The 25,171-nt window shown below is 72.0% G+C and carries 16 protein-coding genes, 1 tRNA gene and 1 riboswitch; of the genes, 9 read left to right on the forward strand and 8 right to left on the reverse strand.

What is annotated here, in order from left to right:
* Positions 1 to 126: 126 nt before the first annotated feature.
* Positions 127 to 795: a GTP cyclohydrolase II gene (locus OHN74_RS23040; protein ID WP_327696440.1), complete on the reverse strand. Its 669-nt coding sequence runs from the start codon at positions 793 to 795 to the stop codon at positions 127 to 129.
* 149 nt (positions 796 to 944) lie between these two features.
* On the reverse strand, positions 945 to 1,487 hold the full coding sequence (locus OHN74_RS23045; RefSeq protein WP_327696441.1) for a MarR family winged helix-turn-helix transcriptional regulator: 543 nt from the start codon (positions 1,485 to 1,487) through the stop codon (positions 945 to 947).
* A gap of 87 nt (positions 1,488 to 1,574) precedes the next feature.
* Between OHN74_RS23045 and OHN74_RS23050 the strand changes: the two genes are divergently transcribed.
* The 5 genes from OHN74_RS23050 to OHN74_RS23070 all read left to right on the forward strand — a co-directional run bounded on the left by OHN74_RS23050 (position 1,575) and on the right by OHN74_RS23070 (position 6,727).
* Positions 1,575 to 2,714, forward strand: a complete 1,140-nt coding sequence (locus OHN74_RS23050) for a dihydrofolate reductase family protein (RefSeq protein ID WP_327696443.1) — start codon at positions 1,575 to 1,577, stop codon at positions 2,712 to 2,714.
* A gap of 76 nt (positions 2,715 to 2,790) precedes the next feature.
* A tRNA-Met gene (locus tag OHN74_RS23055) sits at positions 2,791 to 2,864 on the forward strand.
* Between the two features lie 152 nt (positions 2,865 to 3,016).
* Positions 3,017 to 4,138, forward strand: a complete 1,122-nt coding sequence (locus OHN74_RS23060) for a PP2C family protein-serine/threonine phosphatase (protein WP_443060431.1) — start codon at positions 3,017 to 3,019, stop codon at positions 4,136 to 4,138.
* Positions 4,139 to 4,407: 269 nt separating this feature from the next.
* Positions 4,408 to 4,565: riboswitch (cyclic di-AMP (ydaO/yuaA leader) on the forward strand.
* Positions 4,566 to 4,576: 11 nt separating this feature from the next.
* The gene (locus tag OHN74_RS23065) at positions 4,577 to 5,644 is read left to right on the forward strand and encodes a M23 family metallopeptidase (protein WP_327696444.1); all 1,068 of its coding nucleotides are present in this window, start codon (positions 4,577 to 4,579) and stop codon (positions 5,642 to 5,644) included.
* A gap of 138 nt (positions 5,645 to 5,782) precedes the next feature.
* A complete protein-coding gene (locus tag OHN74_RS23070) occupies positions 5,783 to 6,727 on the forward strand; it encodes an aldo/keto reductase (protein ID WP_327696445.1) in 945 nt (314 codons plus the stop codon).
* Positions 6,728 to 6,751: 24 nt separating this feature from the next.
* On the opposite strand, the gene OHN74_RS23075 is transcribed toward OHN74_RS23070, so the two are convergent.
* The 4 genes from OHN74_RS23075 to OHN74_RS23090 all read right to left on the reverse strand — a co-directional run bounded on the left by OHN74_RS23075 (position 6,752) and on the right by OHN74_RS23090 (position 11,861).
* Positions 6,752 to 8,170, reverse strand: a complete 1,419-nt coding sequence (locus OHN74_RS23075) for a PrsW family intramembrane metalloprotease (RefSeq protein WP_327696446.1) — start codon at positions 8,168 to 8,170, stop codon at positions 6,752 to 6,754.
* A gap of 85 nt (positions 8,171 to 8,255) precedes the next feature.
* Positions 8,256 to 9,050: a tRNA (guanosine(46)-N7)-methyltransferase TrmB gene (trmB, locus tag OHN74_RS23080; protein ID WP_327696447.1), complete on the reverse strand. Its 795-nt coding sequence runs from the start codon at positions 9,048 to 9,050 to the stop codon at positions 8,256 to 8,258.
* Between the two features lie 70 nt (positions 9,051 to 9,120).
* On the reverse strand, positions 9,121 to 10,344 hold the full coding sequence (gene lhgO, locus OHN74_RS23085; RefSeq protein WP_327696448.1) for an L-2-hydroxyglutarate oxidase: 1,224 nt from the start codon (positions 10,342 to 10,344) through the stop codon (positions 9,121 to 9,123).
* Between the two features lie 92 nt (positions 10,345 to 10,436).
* Entirely contained in the window at positions 10,437 to 11,861 is a 1,425-nt protein-coding gene (locus OHN74_RS23090; RefSeq protein WP_327696449.1) for an MFS transporter, read from the reverse strand.
* Positions 11,862 to 12,683: 822 nt separating this feature from the next.
* Between OHN74_RS23090 and OHN74_RS23095 the strand changes: the two genes are divergently transcribed.
* Positions 12,684 to 14,858: an asparagine synthase-related protein gene (locus OHN74_RS23095; RefSeq protein ID WP_327696450.1), complete on the forward strand. Its 2,175-nt coding sequence runs from the start codon at positions 12,684 to 12,686 to the stop codon at positions 14,856 to 14,858.
* Positions 14,859 to 15,045: 187 nt separating this feature from the next.
* Positions 15,046 to 18,450 (forward strand): BTAD domain-containing putative transcriptional regulator, encoded by a 3,405-nt coding sequence (locus tag OHN74_RS23100; RefSeq protein ID WP_327696451.1) that lies wholly within the window; start codon positions 15,046 to 15,048, stop codon positions 18,448 to 18,450.
* Here the strand turns inward: OHN74_RS23100 and OHN74_RS23105 are convergent.
* Both OHN74_RS23105 and OHN74_RS23110 read right to left on the reverse strand, forming a co-directional pair.
* Positions 18,437 to 20,455: a sigma-70 family RNA polymerase sigma factor gene (locus tag OHN74_RS23105; protein WP_327696452.1), complete on the reverse strand. Its 2,019-nt coding sequence runs from the start codon at positions 20,453 to 20,455 to the stop codon at positions 18,437 to 18,439. The two genes, OHN74_RS23100 and OHN74_RS23105, sit on opposite strands and share 14 nt — an antisense overlap.
* Before the next feature lie 225 nt (positions 20,456 to 20,680).
* Positions 20,681 to 21,484, reverse strand: a complete 804-nt coding sequence (locus tag OHN74_RS23110) for a TetR/AcrR family transcriptional regulator (protein WP_327696453.1) — start codon at positions 21,482 to 21,484, stop codon at positions 20,681 to 20,683.
* A 380-nt stretch (positions 21,485 to 21,864) separates the two neighbouring features.
* On the opposite strand from OHN74_RS23110, the gene OHN74_RS23115 reads away from it, so the two are divergent.
* On the forward strand, positions 21,865 to 23,244 hold the full coding sequence (locus tag OHN74_RS23115; protein WP_327696454.1) for an NAD(P)/FAD-dependent oxidoreductase: 1,380 nt from the start codon (positions 21,865 to 21,867) through the stop codon (positions 23,242 to 23,244).
* Between the two features lie 220 nt (positions 23,245 to 23,464).
* Positions 23,465 to 25,150: an ATP-binding SpoIIE family protein phosphatase gene (locus OHN74_RS23120; RefSeq protein ID WP_327696455.1), complete on the forward strand. Its 1,686-nt coding sequence runs from the start codon at positions 23,465 to 23,467 to the stop codon at positions 25,148 to 25,150.
* Positions 25,151 to 25,171: the final 21 nt, after the last annotated feature.

Genomic DNA, 25,171 nt, shown 5'->3' on the forward strand with positions numbered 1-25,171 from the left:
GGTAGTCGCGGCGGCCTTGGCGCGCACCGGCTCGGGGGTCCTGTCCTGCACCGTGTGGGCCGCGTGTGTCGCCTTGTCCCGACGTCAGCCGCTCGTCACCCCTCGTGACAGCCGTGGCGGACGCCGTCAGCCGACGCTCAGCTCCGTGAGGCCCGTGTGCCCGCCGATGCCGCCCAGCTCGCCCAGCGGCAGCGTGTGCTGGGTCTGCAGGACCTTCGCGCGGAGGTAGCGGACGTTCGCCGGGGTGGTGAACACGCCCGTCGGAACGCGGTCGTGGACGTCCGTGCCCAGGGCCCGGAGCTGGTTGGCCTTGTCCGGGTTGTTGGAGAGCAGGTCCACCGAGGTGATCCCCAGGGCCTGGAGCATCTGGGCCGCCGCCGTGTAGTCGCGGGCGTCCTCCGGGAGGCCCAGCGCGGCGTTCGCGGCGTAGGTGTCGAGGCCGTCGTCCTGGAGGGCGTACGCGTCGAGCTTGTTGTAGAGGCCGATGCCCCGGCCCTCCTGGCGGAGGTAGAGCAGGACGCCGCCGTGCTCGGCTATGCGTTCGACGGCCTCGCGCAGCTGGGGGCCGCAGTCGCAGCGGGCCGAGCCGAAGACGTCGCCCGTGAGGCACTCGGAGTGCAGCCGGACCAGCGGGGTGGTGCCGGGCGCCGGTTCGCCGAGGACCATCGCCACGTGCTCCTGACCGTCGGCCAGGCCGTGGAAGGTGACCAGTTCGGTGTCGACGCTGTAGCCGTCGTGGAAGCGCAGCGGCACACGGACACGGGAGCGCTGGGTGGCGGTGGGGAAGTCGGGCATGCGGGTCTCCCGGGTCGGTCTGATCGATCCTCGGATCTGCTTCTGCTCGGATCTGCTTCAGTTTTGAAGCAGATCTTCACTCAAGTGGTGACCCTACCTCATGCTTCAAAGTTAAAGCAACGAAATGCGGGTCGACTCTCCGTGTCGGCTCATGCGCCGGCCTCGCCCGCTTCGCCGGCGTTGCACGAGGTCGACGACCTGCGCAGCCACGGCAGACCCTCCGGCGCCGACTCCGTCCCGTCCCCCTGGAGCGCCTGCTCGATCCGCCTGCCGATCTCCTCCAGCTGGCCCACCTGCTCGGGAGTCAGATGGTCGAAGAGGGCGGCACGGACCGTGGCGACATGCCCGGGCGCGGTGCGCTCCAGCACCGCCATGCCCTCGTCGGTCAGCGCGGCGACGGTGCCCCGCTTGTCCCACTTGCAGGCCTCGCGCCGTACGTGGCCGTCCTTCTCCAGTCGTGCCACGGCGTACGTCAGCCGACTGCGTGTGATCTTCAGCTTCTCGGCGAGATCGGTCATCCGCAGCCGCCGCTCGGGCGTCTCGGAGAGGTAGGCCAGGATCGTGTAATAGAGGTGCGGCATCCCGGCGTCCTGCTGGAGCTGCCGGTCGAGCGCGTCCTCCAGGAGCAGGGAGGCCCCGACGTACGCGCGCCACGCGCGCTGCTCCTCGGGGGTGAGCCAGCGGGTCGTCATGCGACCAGTGTAGGTTTGTTTAAAACTTGAACCAAGTCGGGTCGGTCGAGCCCGCCCACGCAAGCGTCGCCGGAAGAGAGTGCCCCCATGCCCCTCCCGTACGTCCTGTTGTCCGCCGCCGTCTCCCTCGACGGTTATCTGGACGACACCGGCCCCGAGCGGCTGCTGCTCTCCAGCCCCGCCGACTTCGACCGGGTCGACGAGGTACGGGCTTCCAGTGACGCGATCCTCATCGGCGCCGGCACCATCCGTGCCGACAACCCGCGGCTCCTGGTCAACTCGCCCGAGCGGCGGGCCGCGCGGCTGGCGGCCGGAAAACCCGAGTACCCGCTCAAGGTGACGGTGAGCGGATCGGGCGAGCTGGACCCGGCCGCCAACTTCTGGCACACGGGCGGCGAGAAGCTCGTCTACACGACGGACAAGGGCGCCGAGCAGGCCCGGCGGGCGGAGCTGGGCGCCGGCGTGGACATCGTCTCCCTGGGCCCGGGCACCCTCGACTGGCGGACCCTCCTCGAACACCTCCACGACGTGCGGGGCGTACAGCGCCTCATGGTCGAGGGCGGCGGCACCGTCCACACCCAGCTCCTCCAGCGGCACCTCGCCGACGAACTCCAGCTCGTCCTCGCGCCCCTCTTCGTCGGCGACCCCGACGCCCCCCGCCTCTTCGGCCCCGGCGCCTACCAGGGCGGCCGGCTCCGGCTCACGGAGACACGACGCATCGAGGACGTCGTCCTCATGCGGTACGAGCCCACCGCCCCCGGCGCCGGCCCGCTCGTCTCCGCCGCCGACCGGCACTGGCTGGCACTGGCGTGCGAGCTGGCGGAACGGTGTCCGCCGTCGAGCACGGCGTTCAGTGTCGGGGCGGTGGTGGTCGCCGCCGACGGTACGGAACTGGCGCGCGGGCACTCACGGGAGGGCGGCGACCCGGTCGTGCACGCGGAGGAGGCGGCGCTCGCCAAGCTCGACCCGGCCGACCCCCGGCTTCCGACGGCCACCGTCTACAGCAGCCTGGAGCCCTGTGCGCGGCGCGCGTCCCGCCCGGCACCCTGCGCCCGGCTGATCCTCGACGCGGGCGTACGCCGGGTGGTGACCGCCTGGCGCGAGCCGGACACCTTCGTGGTGGCGGCGGACGGGAACGGGCTGCTCACGGGGGAGGGCGTCGAGGTCGTCGTACTCCCCGAGTACGAGCAGCGCGCCAAGGCTCCCAACGCCCACCTGCCCGGCTGACGCCCGCGCCCGGGAGCCCGCCGAACCAAACGTGGTGATCGAGGTCCCGCAGATGGCGTATAGTTGCATTCAACGGCGCGGGGTGGAGCAGCTCGGTAGCTCGCTGGGCTCATAACCCAGAGGTCGCAGGTTCAAATCCTGTCCCCGCTACTAAAGGCTCAGGGGCCGGAAACCAGGAAACTGGTTTCCGGCCCCTGAGTCGTTTTTAGCCCGGTCGGTCCACCGGACTCGCCCGCCGCACCCGTCCCCGGAAACCTGGACGGGACGGACGGGCCGCGGTGATCCGGCGGGAGACGAGACAAGTGGGACGGTCGGGACACCTTCTGGACCCGGCAGCGGGCGAGCCGGAGGAAAAGGCCATCTCACGGGTGCGGACCCTCGTCCGCGTCCTGCCCGCGCTCCTGATCTTCGGCGGGATCGTGTACGACTACGCCACCCCGCGTCACTTCACCGCCATCCCCTTCTTCACGGCCGCCCCGCTCATCGCCGCCCCGCTCTCCTCGCTGCGCACCACGGCGGTCACCGCCGCCGCAGCCCTCCTCGCCCAGTACGTCGTGCACCTCCGCTTCGGGTCCAGCGCGGACGCCGACTCGATCACCGAGACGGTCACCGTGGCCACGGTCGCCGTCCTGGCCGTCGTCATCAACCGGATGGTGCGCCGGGGCGACCGGCGCCTCGCCTCGGCCCGCGAGATCGCCGAGGCCGTGCAGCGCGCCGTACTGCCCGAACCTGAGGCGCGCATCGGCTCGTTCGAGATCGCCGCCCGGTACGAGGCCGCCCATGAGGGCGCGTTCATCGGCGGCGACCTGTACGCCGTGCAGGACACCGCGTACGGCGTGCGGGTCGTCCTCGGGGACGTGCGGGGCAAGGGGATGGGGGCGGTGGCGGCCGTCGCCGTCGTCATCGGGGCGTTCCGGGAGGCCGCCGAACAGGAGGCGACCCTGGAAGCGGTCGCCCAGCGGCTGGAGCGGGCCCTCGCGCGCGAGGGCGCCCGGCGCGACGGGCTGGAGGCCGCCGAGGGTTTCACCACCGCGGTCCTCGCCGAACTCCCGCACGGCGACGGGATCGTACGCATCCTCAACCGCGGCCACCCCCCGCCCCTGCTTCTCGCCGCCGACGGCACCCTGCGCACCCTCGACCCGGCCGAACCCGCGTTGCCGCTCGGCATGGGCGACCTCGGCAGCTGGCCCGACCGTGCGGAGGACGCCTCCTTCCCCGTCGGCGCGACGCTGCTCCTGCACACCGACGGGCTGTCCGAGGCCCGCGACGAGCACGGCGCCTTCTTCGACCCGGCCGCCCGGCTCACGGGCCGTGTCTTCCGCGCCCCGGCCACTCTGCTCGCCACCCTCGCGGACGAGGTGCGCCGGCACTCGGGCGGCGGGACCACGGACGACATGGCGCTGCTCGCCGTACGACGACCCTGACGTCGTTTCTGACATCAGTTCTCATCAGTTTTCATCGGTTGTCACCAAGGGTGAGTGAGTGCTCTCTCTCCGCATAAGAACTGACATACCGTCAATACTCGGGAGTCACTTACGGCATGGTCAACTCGCCCGATTTTCACCGGTGGTGACCCAGAAAGTCCTCGGGAAAAGGATTAACGATCAACGGGAACAGCTTGGAATCAGGTGGCCGGGTCTATTAACGTTCGATAACGCAGCGCGGTAGTCCCAGCCGTCACAAGAGTCGGCTCCGTGCGCAAGTGCCTAATCCCGCAAGGGAACCGGGGAACCATCACCTTGGGGTGAATCGCTCGTCCGCCTCCGTGGCAACACGGCAGGTATACGCGCGTAGGAGACCTTCCTGCTCCGAACCCGTCAGCTAACCCGGTAGGCGAGAAGGAAGGAAAGGAGCACGCCCACGTGGCGTCAAACCCGGCTGCCCCAGTAGCCCCCTTCGTGCCGAGTCAGCGCAGCAGCGAGACCGAGGACGGGAAGATCCCGACCTTCGGCTTCGGTAGCCGCCGCACCGACGAGGGCCCCTGGGAGGAGTGGAATCCCAGCGCGGACACCACTCGTCCGGTTCGCGGCCGGCACCGCGTCGGCAAGCAGCGCGGCGGAGGCGGACTCGCCCGCAGCTCCACCGTTCTCGGCGTCGGCGTCATAGCCGCTGTCGGCGGGGCCGGCATGGCCACCGCGCAGACCGGCAAGCCGCCGGTCTCCATCTCCATCCCCGACCTGCCCTCGGTCGGCTCGCCCTTCTCCAACGACGACTCGGACGCCGAGCCCAAGGGCTCCGCCACCGCGCTCAGCAGCGTCGGCGTGACCTCCGAGGAGACCCAGCAGGGCACCAGCGACGCGGGCGAGGCCCTGCGCGCCCGCATCATCCTCCAGGCCGAGCAGCAGAAGGACCAGGCCGAGGCCAAGGTCCAGCAGGCCGCCCAGGACGCCGCCGCGAAGAAGGCAGCCGCCGAGGCCGCCAAGGTGAAGCGCGAGGCCGCGGCCAAGGTCGCCGCCGAGAAGAAGAAGGTCGCGGACGCCGCGAAGGCGAAGCTGGAGGCCGCGCGTCTGGCCGAGCTCGCCAAGCAGTACACGCTGCCGACCTCCTCGTACACGATCACCTCGACGTTCGGCCAGGCCGGCTCGCTGTGGTCCTCCGGCTACCACACCGGCCTCGACTTCGCCGCTCCCACCGGTACCCCGCTCAAGGCGGTGCACACCGGCACGATCACCGAGGCGGGCTGGAGCGGCTCGTACGGCTACCGCACGATCCTCACCCTGGAGGACGGCACCGAGATCTGGTACGCCCACCAGTCGTCGATCAACGTCAGCGTCGGCCAGAAGGTCAACACGGGTGACGTCATCGGCCGCGTCGGCGCCACCGGCAACGTCACCGGGGCCCACCTCCACATGGAGGTGCACACCAGCAGCTCGGACAGCGCCGGCATCGACCCGATGGCGTGGCTGCGGAGCATGGGCCTGAACCCGTAGGAGACTCCTTCCCCGGTCTCTTCCCGGTGGTCCTGGCGGTCAGTTCCCGACGCCAGGACCACCGGTCGTTCCGTCGTTCACACGAACTTCGTGAACCGGCCGGAATCAGGGCCTCCGCGGCGGGCGTTGACGACGAGCATGACTGCTCTTCGCAAGCTCGGATCATCGGACCTAGAGGTCTTCCCGCTCGCCCTCGGCGGCAACGTCTTCGGCTGGACCGCCGACGAGGCGCAATCCTTCGAGGTGCTCGACGCGTATGCCGCGGCAGGCGGCAACTTCCTCGACACCGCCGACTCCTACTCGGCCTGGGTCGGCGGCAACAAGGGCGGCGAGTCCGAGACCATCATCGGTAACTGGCTCAGGGCGCGCGGCAACCGCGAGGACATCGTCGTCGCCACGAAGGTCAGCCAGCACCCCGAGTATCCCGGCCTCTCCGGCGCCAACATCAAGGCCGCCGCCGACGCCTCCCTGCGCCGCCTCGGCACCGACCACATCGACCTCTACTTCACGCACTTCGACCAGCCCGAGGTGCCCGTCGAGGAGATCATCGGCGCCCTCGACGAACTGGTGACCGCGGGCAAGGTGCGGTACATCGCCGCCTCCAACATCTCGCCCGAGCGGCTCCAGGACTCCCTGGACCTCTCCGACCGCGAGGGCCTGGCCAAGTACGTGGCCATCCAGCCCCACTACAACCTGGTCTCACGCGACACGTACGAGGGTCCACGGCGCGACATCGCCTCCCGCACCGGCCTCGCCGCCGTCCCGTACTACGCCCTGGCCTCCGGCTTCCTCACCGGCAAGTACCGCGCCGGTACGGCGGTCGACAGCCCGCGTGCGCAGGGCGCCGCCCAGCACCTGGAGTCGGAGCGGGGCCGGAAGGTCCTGGCCGCGCTGGACGCCGTCGCCACGGCACGGGGAGCGGAGGTCGCCACGGTCGCCCTGGCCTGGCTCGCCGCCCGGCCGACGGTGGCGGCCCCGATCGCGTCCGCCCGCACGGTGGACCAGCTGCCGCCGCTGCTCGCGGTCGCGGAACTGGAACTGACGGAGGCGGAGGTCGCGAGTCTCACGGCGGCTTCGGCGTGAGCCCCTGCCGAGTGCGTTGACGGGTTACGAGCGGTACGGGTTGTAGGCCGGGTACGGGTCGTAGGCGGGGCGGTTGTGGCCGTGGCCGGGGGCGGGGTCGTAGCTGTGGCCGTGGCCGTGGACATGGCTGTACGAGGGGTACGGCGTCGTCGGTCCGTACCCCTGTCGGCCGTACGGCGGCCAGGCGGTGAACGGCGGGACGGGAGCCGGGGCCGGCGCGACGGCGCGTGCCGCGTGGTCCAGGGCCGGGCGGGCCACCGCCCTGCGCTGCCACAGCTCGCCCAGCAGCTCCTGCTCCCGGACGACGAAGTCGGCGCCCGCCCGGCCGAGGCGCCCCCGGTGGCGCAGGAACGCGAGTGAGGTGGCGTACGCCTCGTACTGCGCGACCTCGCGCGCCGCGGGCCTGCCCAGATGACGCCGGGCGTACTCCCGGGCCAGACGGCGGGCGCGCATCGAGCCGAGGGCGTGCGGCTCGGCCGGGGCCAGCCAGCCGGCCATCGCGTACGCAGGCAGCTCGGCGCGCACGGTACGCAGTTCGCGTTGCCGGGTCCAGATGACCAGCCAGGTCAGCAGCCCGAACGCGGGGACCATGAACGCGGCGTACACCGCGAAGAAGCCGTAGTCCCCGAAGGTCGACGAGCCGTTCCAGAAGGCGTGCATGCTCATCGCGAGCAGCAGTCCGGACAGCGGCAGCAGCACCCGGCGGACGTGCCGGCGTTCGCCCGACAGCGCGGAGATCCCGAAACCGATACCGGTGAGGACCGTGAACAGGGGGTGCGCGAACGGCGACATGACGATCCGCACGAAGAAGGTCGCCGCGGTGACCGAGGCGATACCGCTGTCCCCGGTGAGCTGGTCGGTGCCGAAGGCGGTGCCGAGATAGAGGATGTTCTCGGTGAAGGCGAAGCCGGTCGCGGTGACCCCGGCGATGACGACCCCGTCGACGATCCCGGTGAAGTCGCGCCGCCGGAAGAGGTAGATGAGCAGTACGGCGGCCGCCTTGGCGGACTCCTCGACGATCGGCGCTATGACGGTCGCGCCGAGGGTGTCCGCGCTCGACGGGTCGGCGGTGGCCGTCGCTATCCATCTGGTCGCGAAGCTGTTGGCGACGATCGCTATCAGGGCCGCCGCGCAGGCACCCCAGGCGAAGGCGAAGAGCAGGTTCCGCCAGGGCCCCGGCTCGACCCGGTCCAGCCAGCGGAACGCGGCGACCAGCAACGGCACGGGCAGTACGGCGAGCCCGAGCCCGACCAGGAACCCCTCGGTGCCGGTCTGTTCGCGGACCAGGGCGAGGATGACGAGCCCGGAGAGCGTGAGCAGGCTGATGAGGGCGCCGTACCGCACCCATGGCCGCTGCCACCAGTGAGCGTGCCGCAGCGCCCCGCCGACGGGACCGTCGGTGGGGCCGCTGGGCTGCGTCGGGTACGGGGGAAAGGTGGCCACGGCATTGACCCTAACGAGGGAGGGACGCGGCCCGCGACGATGCGGGAGGTCATGTGGTGTTCTACGAGCGCTCCGAGCGTGCTCTCTACGAGTGCTGTACGCGGCGGAACAACAGGTCGTTCACGACGTGACCCTTCTCCAGTCCCTGGCCCTCGAAACGGGTCAGCGGGCGGAACTCCGGACGGGGCGCGTAACCGCCCCCGGGCTGGGTGTTCTCGAACTCCGGGTGCGTGCTCAGCACATCGAGCATCTGCTCTGCGTACGGCTCCCAGTCGGTCGCGCAGTGGACGTGTCCGCCGGGGCGCAGCCGGTCGGCGACCAGATCGAGGAACTCGGCCTGAATCAGCCGTCTCTTGTGGTGCCGCTTCTTGGGCCAGGGGTCGGGGAAGTAGACGCGCAGGCCGTCGAGGGAGTCGGGGGTGAGCATCTCGCGGAGCAGGATGATGGCGTCACCGTTGGCGACGCGGATGTTGGTCAGTCCCCGCTGGTCGGCGAGGTTGAGCAGATTGCCCTGGCCCGGGGTGTGCACGTCGACGGCGAGGATGTTGGTACGGGGATCGTCGGCAGCCATCCTCGCGGTGGCCTCGCCCATCCCGAAGCCGATCTCGAGTACGACGGGCCGGTCGTCCCCGAACAGCTCGCCGAGGCGGAGTGCCCGGCCGTCGATGTCGAGGCCCCACTTGGGCCACAGCCGCCGCAGGGCGTCACCCTGTCCGGCGGTGACCCGGCTGCGCCGGGGCTGGAAGCTCCTGATCCGCCGCTCGAAGTGCGACCCGGCGGGATCGGCCTGCGGCCCACCGGGAAACCTGGGGGCACCCTTGGGCCGGACGGGCGAGGGTGTCGGGTCGGGGGAGGAGGCGGAGCCAATGGAGTCAGACACAGTGGGACCGATTTTACCGCCGCGGACCTTCGGTGCCGGCCGGCACCTTCAGCCCGGGACGACCCGCGCATCACCCACCCAGCACAGCCAACGCCCGCCGGGCCACTTCCCGCCCGATCGGCAGCGAGGCGGTCGCCGCCGGCGACGGCGCGTTCAGGACATGCACCGCCCTCGCCCCTTCGCGGATCAGGAAGTCGTCCACCAGCGTCCCGTCCCGCAGCACCGCCTGCGCCCTGACCCCCGCCGCCGCGGGCACCAGATCCCCGTCCTGCACCACGGGCAGCAGCCTCCGCACCGCCCGCGCGAACGCCTTCTTGGACACCGAGCGCCGCAGCTCCCCGCCTCCGTACCGCCAGTGCCGCGCGGCTATCCGCCACGACCCGGGCCACGCCACCGTCGCCCCCAGCTCCCGCACCCGCACGGTCCCCCACCCGTACCCCTCGCGGGCCAGCGCCGGCACGGCGTTGGGCCCGATGTGGACGCCCCCGTCGATCCCCCGGGTGAGATGCACCCCGAGGAACGGGAACGCCGGATCCGGCACCGGATACACCAGCCCCCGCACCAGCTCGGGCCGCGCCAGCGTGAAGTACTCGCCCCGGAACGGCACGATCCGCATCCCGGGGTCGTCGCCGGTCAGCCGGGCCACCTCGTCGCAGTACAGCCCGGCGCAGTTGACCAGCACGCGCCCCCGCACGATCTCGCCGCCGCCCGGCCCCGCCGTCCGCACGGCCACCCCGAGGTCCGGCCGCCGGTCGATCCGGACGACCTCGGCCCCGTACCGGATCTCCGCCCCGGAGGACTCGGCCAGCTGCCGGGCGACCGCCACGTAGTCGCAGATGCCGGTCGTCCCCACGTGTATGCCGGCGAGTCCCTGGACCTCGGGCTCGTACTCCCCGATCTGGGAGGGGCCCAGCTCACGCACCGGAATGCCGTTCTCCCGGCCACGCTGGACGAGGGCGTGCAGGCGGGGCAGCTCGTCCCGGTCCGTCGCGACGATCAGTTTGCCGGTGACGGCGTGCGCGATGCCGTACTCCGCGCAGAACTTGACCATCTCGGCGGCGCCCCGGACCGCGTACTCGGCCTTGAGCGAGCCCGGCCGGTAGTAGATGCCGCTGTGGATCACCCCGCTGTTGCGTCCCGTCTGGTGCTGAGCCGGTCCCGACTCCTTCTCCAGCACCGTCACCCGCGTACCCGGAGCGGCGCGCGTGATCGCATAGGCCGTCGACAGACCGACGATCCCCCCACCGATCACCAGCACGTCACAGTCGTAAGCGATCCCACGCGTCAGCTCCACCGCGCTCCACCTCCTGCTTTCGATAGTGCACTGCGCCACTGACAGTCACTTCAAACGCAGGAAGCGGGCACGCTTCGGACGCGTTGGGTTCGCTACGCCGGAGCCATCAACAGCGGCCGGGCCCGTTCCCGCAACTCCACCACCCGGGGCTCGTCGCCGTACGGCTCCAGCCGGTGCAGAAGATCCTTCACGTACTCGGTGGTGCGCGCCGAGGAGATGCGCCCCGCGACCTCCACCGCCCGTACGCCCTGCTCGCATGCCGCGTCGAGATTGCCCGACTCGAGCTCGGCGACCGCCGAGACGACCAGCCGCAGTCCGTGCGAGCGCACGAACTCCTCCGTCGGCTTCGACAGTGCCTGTTCCGTGAAACGGCGGACCTGGCGCGGTGCCTTCAGATCGCGGTAGCACTCGGCGGCGTCGGCGGCGAACCGGTCGTAGCCGTAGAAGCCGAGCCAGGACGGGTCGTTGTCGCCGTCGCGGGCCCGCTCCAGCCAGCCCTCCGAGGAGCGCAGCGCCGCGCCGGCCGCGTGGGCGTCGTTCGCGCGTGCGTGGGCCCGTGCCTCGACCAGCCGGAAGAAACTCATCGTGCGGGCCGTCGCGAGGCCCCGGTTGCGCTCCAGGGCGGCCTGGGCGAGGTCGACGCCCTCGTCGCCGAAGCCCCGGTAGGTCGCCTGCAACGACATCGAGGCCAGTACGTACCCTCCCAGCGGCACGTCCGCCGCTGCCCGTGCGAGCCGCAACGCCTGGATGTAGTACCGCTGCGCGGCCTCCTGCTGGCCGGTGTCGAACGCCATCCACCCGGCGAGGCGCGTGAGTTCGGCGGACGCCCCGAAGAGCGCGCGTCCCACCTCGTCCGAGTAGGACCCCAGCAGCAGGGGAGCCGCCTCCACCCTTAAGCACTCGGGCACCATCGACGAACGCCAGTCGCCGCCCCCGTACTTCGAGTCCCAGCGCCTGGCGTCCTCCGCGGCCTCCCGCAGTTTCAGCACATCGCTGTGGCCGACTTTCAGCGGTGCCCCGGAGCCCTCGGAGGGGTTCGCGTCGCGTGCCACCGAGCTGTCGGCCGGGGTTATCAGCCACCGTGAGGCAGGCGTTGCGTATGCGCTCACTGCGAACGATCCGGCGAGCGACTGCCAGATGCCGCCGGAGCCGGCGCGGCGGCCGGCGAGGTCGAGGCGGTAGAGGTCGGTGGCCGAGCGGACGGCCTGTCCGACGTCCCTGGGGAAGGCGAGGCCCACTTCGGGCGCGGGGTCCGCGTCCGCCAGGCCGATCTCGTGGAGCGGCACCGGGCGGCCGAGCTTCTGGCCGATGGCGGCCGCGATGAGGTGCGGCGCGGCACCCTGCGGCACCATGCCCTTCGACACCCAGCGCGCCACCGACGTCTTGTCGTAGCGAAGAGTCAACCCGCGTTGAGCGCCAAGGTCGTTGACGCGACGCGCGAGTCCTGCGTTGCTGATTCCCGCGAGGGCGAGAACGGCGCCGAGTTTTTCGTTCGGCCCGCGTTGCTCCCTGGACATGCGCCACCCCTCGACACAGACGGCTGCCGCGCTGGCATAACCATGCGGCATTCGTAAACCCAGCGTAGTTCGCCGCATCCCAAGCGTTAAGGGGCATTGTTCCGGTTGGCGGGATTGTGGTCCGTACGGAAGTTCTGGGGATGTACGCACCGTTGCGGCGTGCCCCCGCTGTGTGGCCGTGCGCCTGTCCGTGCGCTCTTCTCCGGCCATGGCGGGAGCGCTTCCATGGATTCTGCGTGGGTCGGCCCGCTGTACTGGATCCAGTGGGCTGGGGGACACCGCCGCCTACATCCCCGCGGGCGGCGGACCGGTCCGGGAGGCGAACTCCGCCTCCCGGACTGTGCGTGGGCACTGCGCTCCGCAGAGCCTGTACGGAGCGTGCGCGAGCCTGCCTCCGCTTCGCCAACTTGGCCGAAAACAGACCCCGCTGTGCCGGGCCGATTACCCCTCCCACCATGGAAGTTGAGGGCGCGTGGGGCGTCTTGGGGGAGCGTAACGGGGGCGCATTCAGGTCGCAGTCGCGCGTGGGCGGGTCGCGAACTCCCTGATCGACGGGTCCTCGACGAGTTGTGAACTTTCCGCAGGGGTCCGGCGATCCCCTGATCCGAACGCCGAAGTGGCGTGCTCCGAACCCCGAAGTCCCGTGATCCGCGCGTGTGTTCGGGATCGGGCGGGCATGTTCCAGGGGGTGCACAGGAGTTCGCAGGGGCGCACTTCGGGGAGCACGAGCGGCTCCGCCGTCCCTCCCAGGCGCGTCCTTCATGGCAGCATGGTGCCGAGTTCGTACGGTGCACTGGTTGTCCACAGCCTGTGGAGGCGTCGATGCGGTGGTTGGTGGGATGGAGCAGCACCGCAGCTGTGGCCGCCAAGTACGCGACAGGACCCGGCGGTTACGCGGCAGGCGGTGCCGGGAACGGAACCGGGCCGGGGTCCGGCGCCGGATATGCGGCTGGGGCGACCGGCCACGACGGCGAGACGGTGCACCCGGTCGGCTCCCAACTCCTCTGGGGAGACCCCGATCCGCTCTGGGCGGTCGGCGACTGGCGCCCCGACGAGGTGCGCGTCGTACGGGCCGACGAGCAGACCCGCATCGCGGTCCTGGGCACCTGCGGAGCCACCGACGAGCAGCTGCGGGTCGCGCTGTTCGCCGCCCGCGGAGGGGCACTCCGCCATCTGACGGCCTGGCCGGGCAGCTACACGGCGATCGTCCAGGTGGGTCGCCGGCTCATGGTCAGCGGCGATCTGGCGGGCGCACGCCCGGTGTTCTACACCCCCTGGGCGGGCGGCACCGCCTACGCGACGGCGGCCCTCCCGCTCGCCGACCTCATCGAGGCCAACCTCGACTTCGGCCACCTCGCCGCCCTCCTCGCGGCCCCCGACGTACCGGCCGCACTGCACGACTCGACCCCCTACGACGGCGTACGGCGCATCCCGCCCGGGCATGCGCTGATCCTGCGCGCCGGGGCACGGGAGATCGCCGGGTACGAGCCGGTCGCCTCCCTCGCGGTCGCGGCGGCCTCCGTGGACCCCGACAGAGCGGTGGACGGCGTACGGGACGCGCTGGTGGAGGCGGTGCGGGCCCGGCTGTCCGCCCCCCGTCATGTGCCCGGCGCCGACGTGGACCCCGGGCCCGTGCCCGGCATGGGCCCGGCGGAACGGCGTGCCGCGCGCGGAATGCCCGTACCGGGGATAGGGGCGGATCTGTCCGGCGGCCCGGCCTCGGGGACGCTCGCGCTCCTGGCGGCGGGCCTGCCGGGAATGCCGGGGACGGTCCTCGGCCACGGCACGGGCGCGGGGGAGCGGCTCGTGGCGGTGACGTTCAACGACATGGTGGTGGGCGGGCGCGAGGCGGAACTGGAGCGGGCGGGGAACCTGGCGGCGAACCCGCGTCTGCACCACGTGGTGGTGGCGGGCGGCGAGGACGTCCTCCCGTACGCGGACCTGGAGGGCCCGCTGACCGACGAGCCGGGCCCGTCCCTGGTCACGGCGGCCAGACACCGCGCCCGGCTGGCCTCGGGCAGCGCCGACCACTTCACCGGCTACGGCGCCCGGCAGGTGCTGGACGCCCACCCCGCCCGTCTCGCCGACCTCCTGATGGACCGCAAACGGCGCCACCTCGTGCGCCCGGTGGCGGCGCTCGCGAGGGCCGACGGCTCGGTGATGGTCCCCGCGCGCGTGTACGGCGCCGCCCGCAAGCTCGCCCGTACGCCCTACAAGGCAGGCATCGAGAACCTCGCCGACCGTCTGATGCAGCGCCGTTTCGACGAGCCCGGCGGTGCGGTGGGGGCCTCACTGGCCGCGCTCACCTGGGCCAGACCCGGCCCGGCCGCGCGCTGGCTGACCGGTGAGGCGCTGGCTGAAGTATCGGTTCGCCTCAACTGGGCGACGGACCGCGCGGGCGCCGGCGTAGGCCCCGGCCAACGCCCCGGGGACTTCCGCGCGCGGGCGGCACTGGCCCGCCAGGCGGCGGACGTACGCGTCCTGGAGCAGGCCGCGGAGATCCGCTTCCAGCGCCTGCACACGCCCTTCCTGGACAACCAGGTGGTACGAGCCTGCCGAGCCCTCCCGGAAGCACTGCGCGTCCAGCCGGGCGCCCGGGCATCCATCCTCCGCACGGTCCTGGAAGGCGCCGGTGTCGCGGAGCTGCCTCCCGGCTGGGGCGCACCGTCCCACGCGTCGGCGACCGCGGCGTCGAGGACGGGCCTGCGCGTGTCCGTGGACTCCCTGATGACCCTGTTCGACACTCCGCTGCTCGCGGAGGCGGGTCTGGTGGAGGCAAGAGTCGTCCGCAAGGCCCTGCGAGGCGCCGCAGAGGGCGAACCCCTCCCCCTGGACGGCCTGGCGGACCTGGTCTCCCTGGAGGTGTGGCTACGCCGCCTCCTCTCCCGCCGAGGCACCTGCTGGACCGGAACCCCGGCCCGCCAACGAGCCGTCCCGTCGGGAATCACCCCCCAGAGGGGCGCGTTGGGGGCGGGGGCGGGGGCACACCGGGGGTGAGGCGTCGGCTTCACGGGGCCTTCTTTTCCCACCACTCCGCCCGTCCACGGCCGGGCATTTCAGCCCGTCCGGCGTTTGAGGACGAGGCCGTTCAGGCCGACAGCGGGGGTCCGGGGGCGCAGCCCCCAGTGGGGGTCCCCCCTCTGGGGGAGGGACGGGTAGGGGCGGCGGGGGCGAGAATAGCCCGGTGCGGTACAGAATCCTGGGCGTCACCCAGGCCGAGGACGACCACGGCACCCCCATACCCATCGGCGGCCCCCGCCTCCGCGCCCTCCTCACCGCCCTCGCCCTACGCCCCAACCGCACCACCACCCCCGAAACCCTGATCGCCGAGGTCTGGACGGACACCCCGCCCAAGGACGCCCACGCGGCCCTCCAGGCCCTCATCGGCCGCCTGCGCCGCACCCTGGGCAAGGACACCATCACCTCGGACCCCGGCGGCTACCGCCTGACGGCACCCCAGGACCACATCGACCTCCACCTCTTCGAACGCCTCGTACGACGGGGCAAGGCGGCCCTGGACCACGGCGACCCCACGACCGCCGCCCGCACCCTCGCCGAAGCCCTCGCCCTGTGGCGCGGTCCCGCCCTGGCCGACCTCCCCGACCGCACCGCCGCGACCCGCCCGGAATCCCTGCGCCGCGAGGCGACACGCGCGCGCGTGGAGGCGGACCTGCGACTCGGCCGCGCCCACGACGCCGTACCGGAGCTGCAGGAGCTGACGGAGGCCCACCCGTACGACGAGCCGCTGCACGCCCTCCTCATCCGCGCCCTGCGCGACACGGGCCGCAGCGCGGACGCCCTGGCCGCGTACGAGACGGCCCGCCGAACCCTGGCGGAGGGCCTGGGCACGGACCCGGGCCCGGAACTGCGCACCTTGCACAAGGAGTTGCTGGCACAGCCACGACAACCGCTGCACCCACCACAGCCCCACAGCAACAGCCACGACAACGGCAACCTCCGCCCCCGACTGACCTCCTTCGTCGGCCGGGAACCCGAGATCGAAGCCATCCGTTCGGATGTGCACAGGACCCGTCTCGTCACCCTCATCGGACCGGGCGGTTCCGGAAAGACCCGTCTCGCCGAGGAGGCCGCCGCCGGCCTCCCCCAGGCATGGCTCGTCGAGCTCGCCCCGCTCGACCGGCCGGAGGCGGTGCCCGACGCGGTGGTCAGCGCGCTCGGTCTGCGCGAGACCGTGCTCAGGACCACCGAGCTCACCGCGTCGCAGGACGACCCGCTCGCCCTGCTCATCGAGTACTGCGCCCCGCGCAGCCAACTCCTGCTCCTCGACAACTGCGAACACGTCATCGACGCGGCGGCCGAACTCGCCGAAACCCTGCTCACGCACTGCCCCGGGCTCACCATCCTCGCCACCAGTCGTGAACCCCTGGGCGTCCCCGGCGAGGCGGTCCGCCCGGTCGAGCCCCTCCTCCCCGACTGGGCCCGCCGCCTCTTCGAGGAGCGCGCGGCAGCCGTACGCCCCGATGCGGCCACCGCCCTCCGCGACACCGAGGCGGTGGAGGAGATCTGTCGCCGGCTCGACGGACTGCCTCTCGCCATCGAACTGGCCGCGGCCCGCCTCCGGTTGCTCACCCCTCGTCAGATCGCCGACCGCCTCGACGACCGTTTCCGTCTCCTCACCTCCGGAAACCGCACGGCGCTGCCCCGCCAGCAGACCCTGCGCGCAGTCGTCGACTGGTCCTGGGACCTGCTCGACGAGCGGGAGCGGACGGTGCTGCGCGAGGTCTCCGTGTTCGCGGGCGGCTGGGACCTCACCGCCGCGGAGGCGGTGTGCACCGGCCCGGTGGCCGATCTCCTAGGGGCGCTCGTCGACAAGTCCCTGATCGTCGCGACCCCGCACGAACGCGGCGCGGACGACGTGATCGGCACCGGTGCGGCCGGTCCACCCGGTATGCGGTACCGCATGCTGGAGACCATCCACGAGTACGCCACCGAGCGCGCCGCGGAGGTCCCGGAGCAGCGTGCCGCCGTCGAGCTACGGCACCGCGCCTGGGTGCGGGCGCTGGTGGTGAAGGCCGAACCGTTGCTCCGCTCCGCCGAGCAACTCCCGTGGATCGCCCGCCTGGAGACGGAGCTGGACAACATCCGGGCGGCCCTCGACCGCACCATCAAGGAGGGCGACGAGGAGGAGGCCACCGCCCTGGTCCTCGCGATGGGCTGGTTCTGGTGGCTGCGCAACTACCGCCGGGAGAGCGCGGAATGGCTGGCGCGGGTCCTGGACCTGAGCACAGGGCCGATTCGACCGACCGGGACAGAAACAGAAACAGGGACAGAAACAGGGACAGAAACAGGGACAGGGACAGGGCCGGACGGATGGGCGAGGTTGCACGCGCGGCGCATGAACCTCCGCATGCTCCACATCTTCCTGACCGTCGACGCCGACCCGGCCACCGTTCCCCATGACGAGCTCTGGCACCGTCAACTCGCCGAGGTCCGCGCTCATTTCGAGCGCGGCGGCCCGGAAGCGGCCCGGCTGCCGGGCATCGCCTGGCCGTTCACCTTTCTCTCCGACCGGCTGGGCGTCGACGGCTCTGACGTACTCGATGACCCCCGTGACCTCGGCGACCCCGGTGACACGGCGAACCACCCCGCGATGAACGCGGCAGCCGCCCTGGACTCCGTGATCGCCAACTGCCGTGTCCACGGCGGCGACTGGGAGGTCGCCGTGACCCTGATGTTCCGTACGCATCTGGTCGTCGACTCGGCGGGCGGTCTGCGTGGCCCGCGAGTCGACGACGACCTCGCGGAACTGCGTGTGCTCAGCCGACGCGTCGGCGACCGCTGGGTGCGGGCCCAGGTGTGCAGCGCGGCCGGGGAGGCCGCCATGTCGCGCGGCGGCTTCGAGGAGGCCGGGCGGGAGTACGCGGAGGCGCTGCGGCTCGCCCATGAGGTGGGTGCCCATGCCGAAGCACCGTTTCTCATCGCGAGGCTCGCCGAGATCGCCTACCGGGAGGGCGACCGCGCCGGCGCGCTGACCGCCCTGGACGAGGCGGGCGCGGCGGCCGATCGTCACGGGGTGGCCGACTCCCGGGCGTTCGTCCTGCTGCTGCGGGCGCAGATCGCGCTGGACGAGGAGGAGGTCGCCCTCGCGCGTGCGCTGTGCGACCAGTCCCGCGCGGAGATCACGCACGGCACACCGCCGCCACAGTTCATGGCGGGGCTGAACGCCATGGACGCCCTGATCACGGCCGAGGAACACGGGCCCGGGGCGGGAGTGGTGAAGCTGACCGCCACCCTGCGCGCGGCCGTGGCCCAGCGCTGCGCCGAGGTGATCACGGCGGCGCTCGCCGACAGTACGGCGAGACTGCTGGCCGACCTCGGCGACCTGACCCACGCGGCCCGTCTGCTCGCCGCCTCCGACAGCTGGCGGGGCGACCACCCCCGCCCGATGCCGGACCGCGTACGGGCCGAGGAGACGGAGGCCGCGGCCCGCAGGGCCCTGGGCGCGGCACGGTACGAGTCCGAACGTACGACGGGATCGGAGCTCACCGCCGACGACGTACTCGACCTGCTCGACGAACTCGCCCACACCCTGGTGACCGGTGACAGGGGTGTGGTCACCGGCACCTGAACCTTGACTCCGCCCAGTCCGCGAGTGCCACCGAGTCGAACGCCGAGTGCGGTTCCACGACCAGGCGGATCGTTTTGCGCCCGGTGAGGTCGACATGGACGGGTACGGCCTCCTGGCCGCCCTGGATCAGCTCGGACCGCCACATGCGCTGCCCGTCGGCGAACACCGAGAAGCGGACCTGGCCGAGGCCCAGCGTCATGTCGTCGACACCGACCAGGGCGTCGTACGAGGCGCAGTCGCGGTTGAGATCGATGGTGACCGAGGACTCCCCGTGGACGGTCACCCCGTGCTCGTACTGCTTGTCCCCGATCGACACGCCCCACCGCTGCCACACCCAACTGCTCTCGCCGAGCCGCATCTCGGGCTTGGTGCCGTCGCCGGTGATGCCGTACTCCAGCTCGTTCCACTGGTAGTCGGCCGGGGCGGGCGGCGGCGGGGGAGGAGGAGTCGGCGTCGGCGTGGGAGTCGGGGCAGGGGTCGGCGTGGGACTGGGTGTCGGGGTGGGGGTAGGGCTCGGGGTGGGGGTAGGGCTCGGGGTGGGTGTCGGGGACGGAGCCGGAGTCGGGGTGGGACTGGGACTGGGTGTCGGGGTGGGTGCCAGGGCCGGGACCACGGCCGGAGGGACCGGCTCGGGTTCCTGCTCGGGCGGTGTCGGGGTCGGGGTCGGCGCCGCCGGCCGGACCACCGGCGCGGAGGGGGCCGGTTGTGCCACCGGCTTCTTCGGGACCTCGTCGCCGGCCAGCGCGAACACCACCGCCGCGATTCCGACGGCGACGACCCCCGCCGCGATCCCCGCCTTCAACGGCGCGCCCAGCCCTTCCGCGGCCGCCGCGCCGCCCCCGGCCCCGCCGGACGACGAGCCGCTCGCCGCGGCCGCCGCACCACCGACGCCGACCGCACCCGCTCCGGCGCCCCCGGCGACCAGCGCGGCCACCTTGGCGTACCCGGCGGCGCCGAACCAGCCGATGACCGCGATCGGTACGACGGCGGGGATGCCGCTCGCGACCTCCTTGATCTGGCCCGCGGCCAGTCGGCACTTGGCGCACTCCTCCAGGTGCTTGCGCAGCCCCCGTTCCGCCCGGGTGCGCAGCCCGCCGCGGGCGTAGGCGCCGAGCCGGTCGGCGTAGCGGGAGCACTCCTCGTCGGTGGTGAGGGTGGCGCTGACATGGGCCTGGAGATAGGCCTGCTTGAGCCCTTCGCGGGCCCGGCTGGCGAGCACGCGCGTGCCGTTGGCGTCGAGCCCGAAGAGGGTGGCGACCTCGCTCGGCGACTCGTCCTCGACCTCGGTGTGCCACAGCACCGCCTGCCACCGCTCGGGCAGCGACCGGAACGCCTGCATGGCCATGGACTGCTCGGCCTCGTGCATCGCGCGCACATCGGCGCCGAGGTCCAGGGTGTCGGTGTCGGCAGACCCCATGGACATGGTGGACATCTCCGAGCCGCGCGCGGCCTGCGCCGCGAACACCGCGAAGTCGTCGACCAGTTGCTCACGTCTCGCCGACGTCGTCCAGTTCGCGGCGACCCGGCGGACGGTGGTGAGCAGATAGGCGCGTACGGCGTACTCGGGGCCGGAGCCGCCGCGCACCGCCTGGAGCATGCGGGCGAAGACCTCGGCGGTGAGGTCCTCGGCGGTGTGGCCGTCGCGGCAGCAGGTGCGCGCGTACCGGCGTACGGCGGCGGCGTGGCGCCGGTACAGCTCCTCGTACGCGGTGTCGTCGCCCGAACGCATCCGCCCGATCAGGTCGGTGTCGGAGGGCGGCAGCTCGATGGGCGGCGGCAGCACACTGTCCGCGCGGGGCGGCAGCAGGCTGCCCCCGCGCTGCGGCGGGACACTGCCCTCCACCGGGTCGTCGAGGTACTCCGGGTACTCCGCGCCGTCCACCGAACCGCCCAGGTACTGAACGCCCCCGGGCCCGCCCTGGTTCGGCACCTGCGGCGAGGTCAGACCGCCACCGGCCTCCGGGTCGCCGTCACCGAGTGACTCGTCCCGCCCGTCAAAGCTCATCGCGGAAAGCCCCCGCCGCCTGCACAGCTGCCTGCACATCGAGTCCCGAACACCGGGTCAGAGTGCCATATTGGCTTTTGTTCAGGACACCTGGAACGGACCAACCACTCGTCCGTGGGGACTTTCCGCACCGAGGTACTAGCGTTCACCCGAACGGGGAATGCTCAACCGGCTTTCCCCGCGCGGGAGTTGGCCGTTCCGTCCGGAATATTCCGGTTCGTCCGCTCACAGGGGCCGCGACCGCAACCCCTCCAGCAGGATGTCCAGCAGCCGTGAAGAGGCCGCCGCCTGCTGCGCGGCGTCCGGCAGCGAGGGCGCCGCCGTCGCGATCACCAGCAGTACGTCCGACACCGACACGTCCGGCCGCAGCGCGCCCGCCTCCCGCGCCCGCTCCACGAGCCGGCCCACCACGTCGAGCAGCGCCACCGCGCCCGCGTCGTCCGCCGGCGCCATCGCCGCGGAGTCGTCGGACACCAGTCGCAGCTCACCGGGACCGAGACCGGCACCGGCCGGCTGGGTCCGCTGCTGCGGCACCCGCGCCTCGTCCAGGCCGAGGTCACCGGAACCACCGGAACCATCGGAAGCGTCGTCGTCCGCGACACCGACCCGCAGTATGTGCGGCGGCAGCAGCCGTCCGGCGCCCGAGGCCACCGACGTCCGCAGGAAGCGCGACAGCGCCGACCACGGCTCGTCCTCCTGCCCGAGTGCCGCACGTGCCTGATCGGTCAGCCGGGAGGTCTCCTCCTCGGCTATCCGCCGGACCAGGACGTCCTTGCTCGGGAAGCGCCGGTACACCGTGCCGACACCCACCCGAGCGCGCCGTGCCACGTCCTCCATCGGCGCGCCGTATCCCAGCTCGCCGAAGACCTCACGTGCCGCGCGCAGTACGTGCTCCAGATTGCGCTGTGCGTCCACACGCAGCGGCGCCGTACGCGATGTGTCACCGCGTCCGTTGCCCGCCGCCGCGCTGACCGGTCCGCCTGGTGCGATGGCGGACGCGGATGACCAACGAGAATCCTGAATGTGCATAATGTTCCCCCGGTAATGACGTCTCCCCCCGGAGACTCCCCGCCATTGGCAGCCGGAGCGTGCGGAACAAGCACTGAACAACGGGTCCACCCGTCGCGGAGCGGACCCGAAAGAGCGCATCCCCCTACACCCCGTCGACCTACGAACATAGTTGAGCGAGGGTCAATTCAGAAGGGGCGCGTTCCGCACGGGGTGCCGCCCGATCGGAGTACGCGCCGCTTACGTCCCGGTTGCGCCCCCTCCTGCCATCCGGCTCACACCAGCTGACCTGCGGTTGTGCCCTGCAAGCCGACGATTCGGGCAACGTTGCTGCCCACTGGCCGAAGGTCACACAAATTGCCGGGCCTGTGGACAAACGCGAGCGCTGGGTGCGTCATGGGATGGTGAAGGAACGTGCGCGCATTCTCGTTGTCGGCGGCGGCTACGTCGGTATGTACACGGCCCTGAGCCTCCAGCGGAAGCTCCAGCAGGAGCTGAAACGGGGCCAGGCCGACATCACCGTCGTCACTCCGGACCCGTACATGACCTATCAACCGTTCCTCCCGGAGGCGGCCGCGGGCTCCATCTCGCCCCGCCATGTCGTCGTACCGCTGCGCCGGGTCCTCGACCGGTGCAGGATCGTCGTCGGCGAGGTCACGGCCATCGACCACGCCAAACGCACGGCCACCGTCACCACCCTCGCCTCCGCGGAAGAGGGAACGGGCGCCCAGCAACTGACGTACGACGAACTCGTCCTCGCCCCCGGCTCCGTATCGCGCACCCTGCCGATCCCCGGCCTCGCCGAACACGCCATCGGCTTCAAGACGGTCGAGGAGGCCATCGGCCTGCGCAACCACGTCATCGAACAGATGGACATCGCCTCCTCCACCCGCGACCCCGCGATCCGCGACGCGGCCCTGACCTTCGTCTTCGTGGGCGGCGGCTACGCCGGCGTCGAGGCGCTCGGCGAGCTGGAGGACATGGCCCGCTACGCCGCGCGGTACTACCACAACGTCAAGGCCGAGGACATGAAGTGGATCCTCGTCGAGGCCTCGGGCCGCATCCTGCCCGAGGTCGGCGAGGAGATGGGCAAGTACACGGTCACGCAGCTGCGCCGCCGCAACATCGACGTACGCCTGGAGACCCGCCTCGACTCCTGCGCCGACCGGATCGCCGTCCTCAGCGACGGCGCCCGCTTCCCCACCCGCACGGTCGTCTGGACCGCCGGCGTCAAACCGCACCCCCTGCTCGCGGCCACCGACCTCCCGCTGAACGAGCGCGGGCGCCTCAAATGCACCGCAGAGCTGCGCATCGAGGGCACCACGCACGCGTGGGCAGCGGGAGACGCCGCCGCCGTGCCCGACGTCACGGCCGCGGAACCCGGCAAGGAGACCGCCCCCAACGCCCAGCACGCGGTCCGCCAGGCCAAGGTCCTCGGCGCCAACATCGCCCGCTCCCTGCGGGGCGAACCACTCGAAACGTACTCCCACAAGTACGTCGGTTCAGTAGCCTCCCTGGGACTCCACAAGGGCGTCGCCCATGTCTACGGGCGCAAGCTGAAGGGCTACCCCGCCTGGTTCATGCACCGCGTCTACCACCTGAGCCGGGTGCCCACCTTCAACCGCAAGGCCCGGGTGCTCGCCGAGTGGGTTCTGTCGGGACTCTTCAAGCGGGAGATCGTCTCGCTCGGTTCACTCGAACATCCCCGCGCGGAGTTCGAACTCGCGGCCGGTGGGAAGCCTCCTCAGAACCGGAATCAGGACCCGAAGGGGTCGTCCTGACCACATCCAGGAACTCCACCGACACGGCCGGCGTCTGAAGGATGTCGGCCTGGTCGGCCACCCTGCCAGACTGTCTCCACGCCCTCGCCGCACATCCCTTCCCCAGCTACCTTCTCTACCCACGAGGCTTTCCGTAAGTGCTGCATCTCCCGGGGAACGCCCCCCGTACCTCCGGCCGACCCGGTGCCGGCCTGTGCCGACAAACACGAGGCAAGGATTCGTGAACTTCACGCGCTGGAGCGCCCGACTTCCCGGAACGCAGCGCCGCGCCGCAGCGCGGACCGATCACACGATCACTCCGGACCGACTCGGCAGCGAGGGCGCCGGATCCGGCGCCGTACCCGCCGCCCGCGCCGAGCAGCTCGCCGACGGGGCTCCCTGCCTCCCCGCGGTCGACGACCTGCCCACCCGCGAGGTCCTGGACCGCATCCCGGCCCTGGTCGCCATCGTCCACGGCCCGGACCACCGCATCGCCTACGCCAACGACGCCTACACGGCGGCGTTCGGCGTACGCGCGGAGGGCGCCCCCGCCCGGGACGCGGCCCCCGAGCTCGACGAACTGGGCCTGCTGCCCCTCCTGGACCAGGTCCGGCGCAGCTCCAAGCCCCGCACGCTCAAGTCCCGCAAGGCGCACAGCGGACGCTCGTACACGATCACGTGCACCCCGGTCGAGGCCACGGCCACTCCCGAAGGGAGTGGCGGCGTCCTGATCTTCGCCGCCGACGTCACCGACCACGCCGAGGCCGCCGAACGCCTGCGCGCCAGCGAACGCAGCCAGCGCGAGACCGCGGTCACCCTCCAGCGCTCCCTCCTCCCCCAGGAGCTGGAGGAACCGGACGACCTCCGGGTCGCCGCCACCTACCATCCAGGCGGCACGGAAGCGGCGGTGGGCGGCGACTGGTACGACGTCATCACCCTGGGCGGCGGCCGCACAGCCCTCGTCATCGGCGACGTCATGGGACGGGGAGTGCGCGCGGCAGCGGTCATGGGCCAGCTCCGTACGGCGGTCCGCGCGTACGCCCGCCTGGACCTCCCCCCGCACGAGGTGCTCCAGCTCCTCGACGGCCTGGCCATGGAGATCGACGCCAACCAGATCGCCACCTGTGTGTACGCCGTCCACGACCCGAACGAGGGCAAGCTGGTGTACGCCTCCGCGGGTCACCTCCCGATCCTCGTCCGCGACGAGAGCGGGGTCGTCCAGCGCGCCGACGAACCCACGGGCCCGCCCCTCGGCACGGGCGACTGGATGCACGCCTCGGGCTCGATCGCGCTCACCCCGGGCTCCACGGCGGTGCTCTACACCGACGGCCTGGTGGAACGCCGCAACGAGGACCTCGACGAGGGCATCGCCGCCCTGGAGCGCGCCCTCTCCGGCGCGACGGGCAGCCCCCAGGTCGTCTGCGACCGTCTGGTCCGCTCGGCGGGCGTCACGGCCGACCACGACGACGACGTGGCGGTCCTGGTTCTCCAGCACCCGGCCCGCACGGGCCCGGACAGCGACCTGTTCCGCAACGCGGCCCTGGAACTCCTGGGCGGCATCGAAGCGGCCCCACGCGCGCGTGCGTTCGCCTCCGGCGTCCTGACGAGCTGGCGCTTCCCCACCGAACTGCACGACGTGGGCGTCCTGGCGGCCAGCGAACTGGTCGCGAACTCCCTCCAGCACGGCACACCCCCGATGCGCCTGCGCCTGCGCCGCACCGACCGCCGCCTGATCGTCGAGGTGACGGACGGCGACGACCACCTCCCCCTGCGCCGCACCGCGGAACCCGGTGACGAATCGGGCCGGGGCATCGCCATCGTCGCGACGGTCGCCACGAGCTGGGGCGCCCGCCGGACACCCGGCGGCGGCAAGGCGGTGTGGTGCGAGTTCGTGCTGCCGGGGGTCAAGGACGCGCGCGTCCCCTAGGCGAACCGTCCGCCGCCTGCT

The sequence above is a fragment of the Streptomyces sp. NBC_00459 genome, assembly GCF_036013955.1.
Lineage (GTDB): Bacteria > Actinomycetota > Actinomycetes > Streptomycetales > Streptomycetaceae > Streptomyces.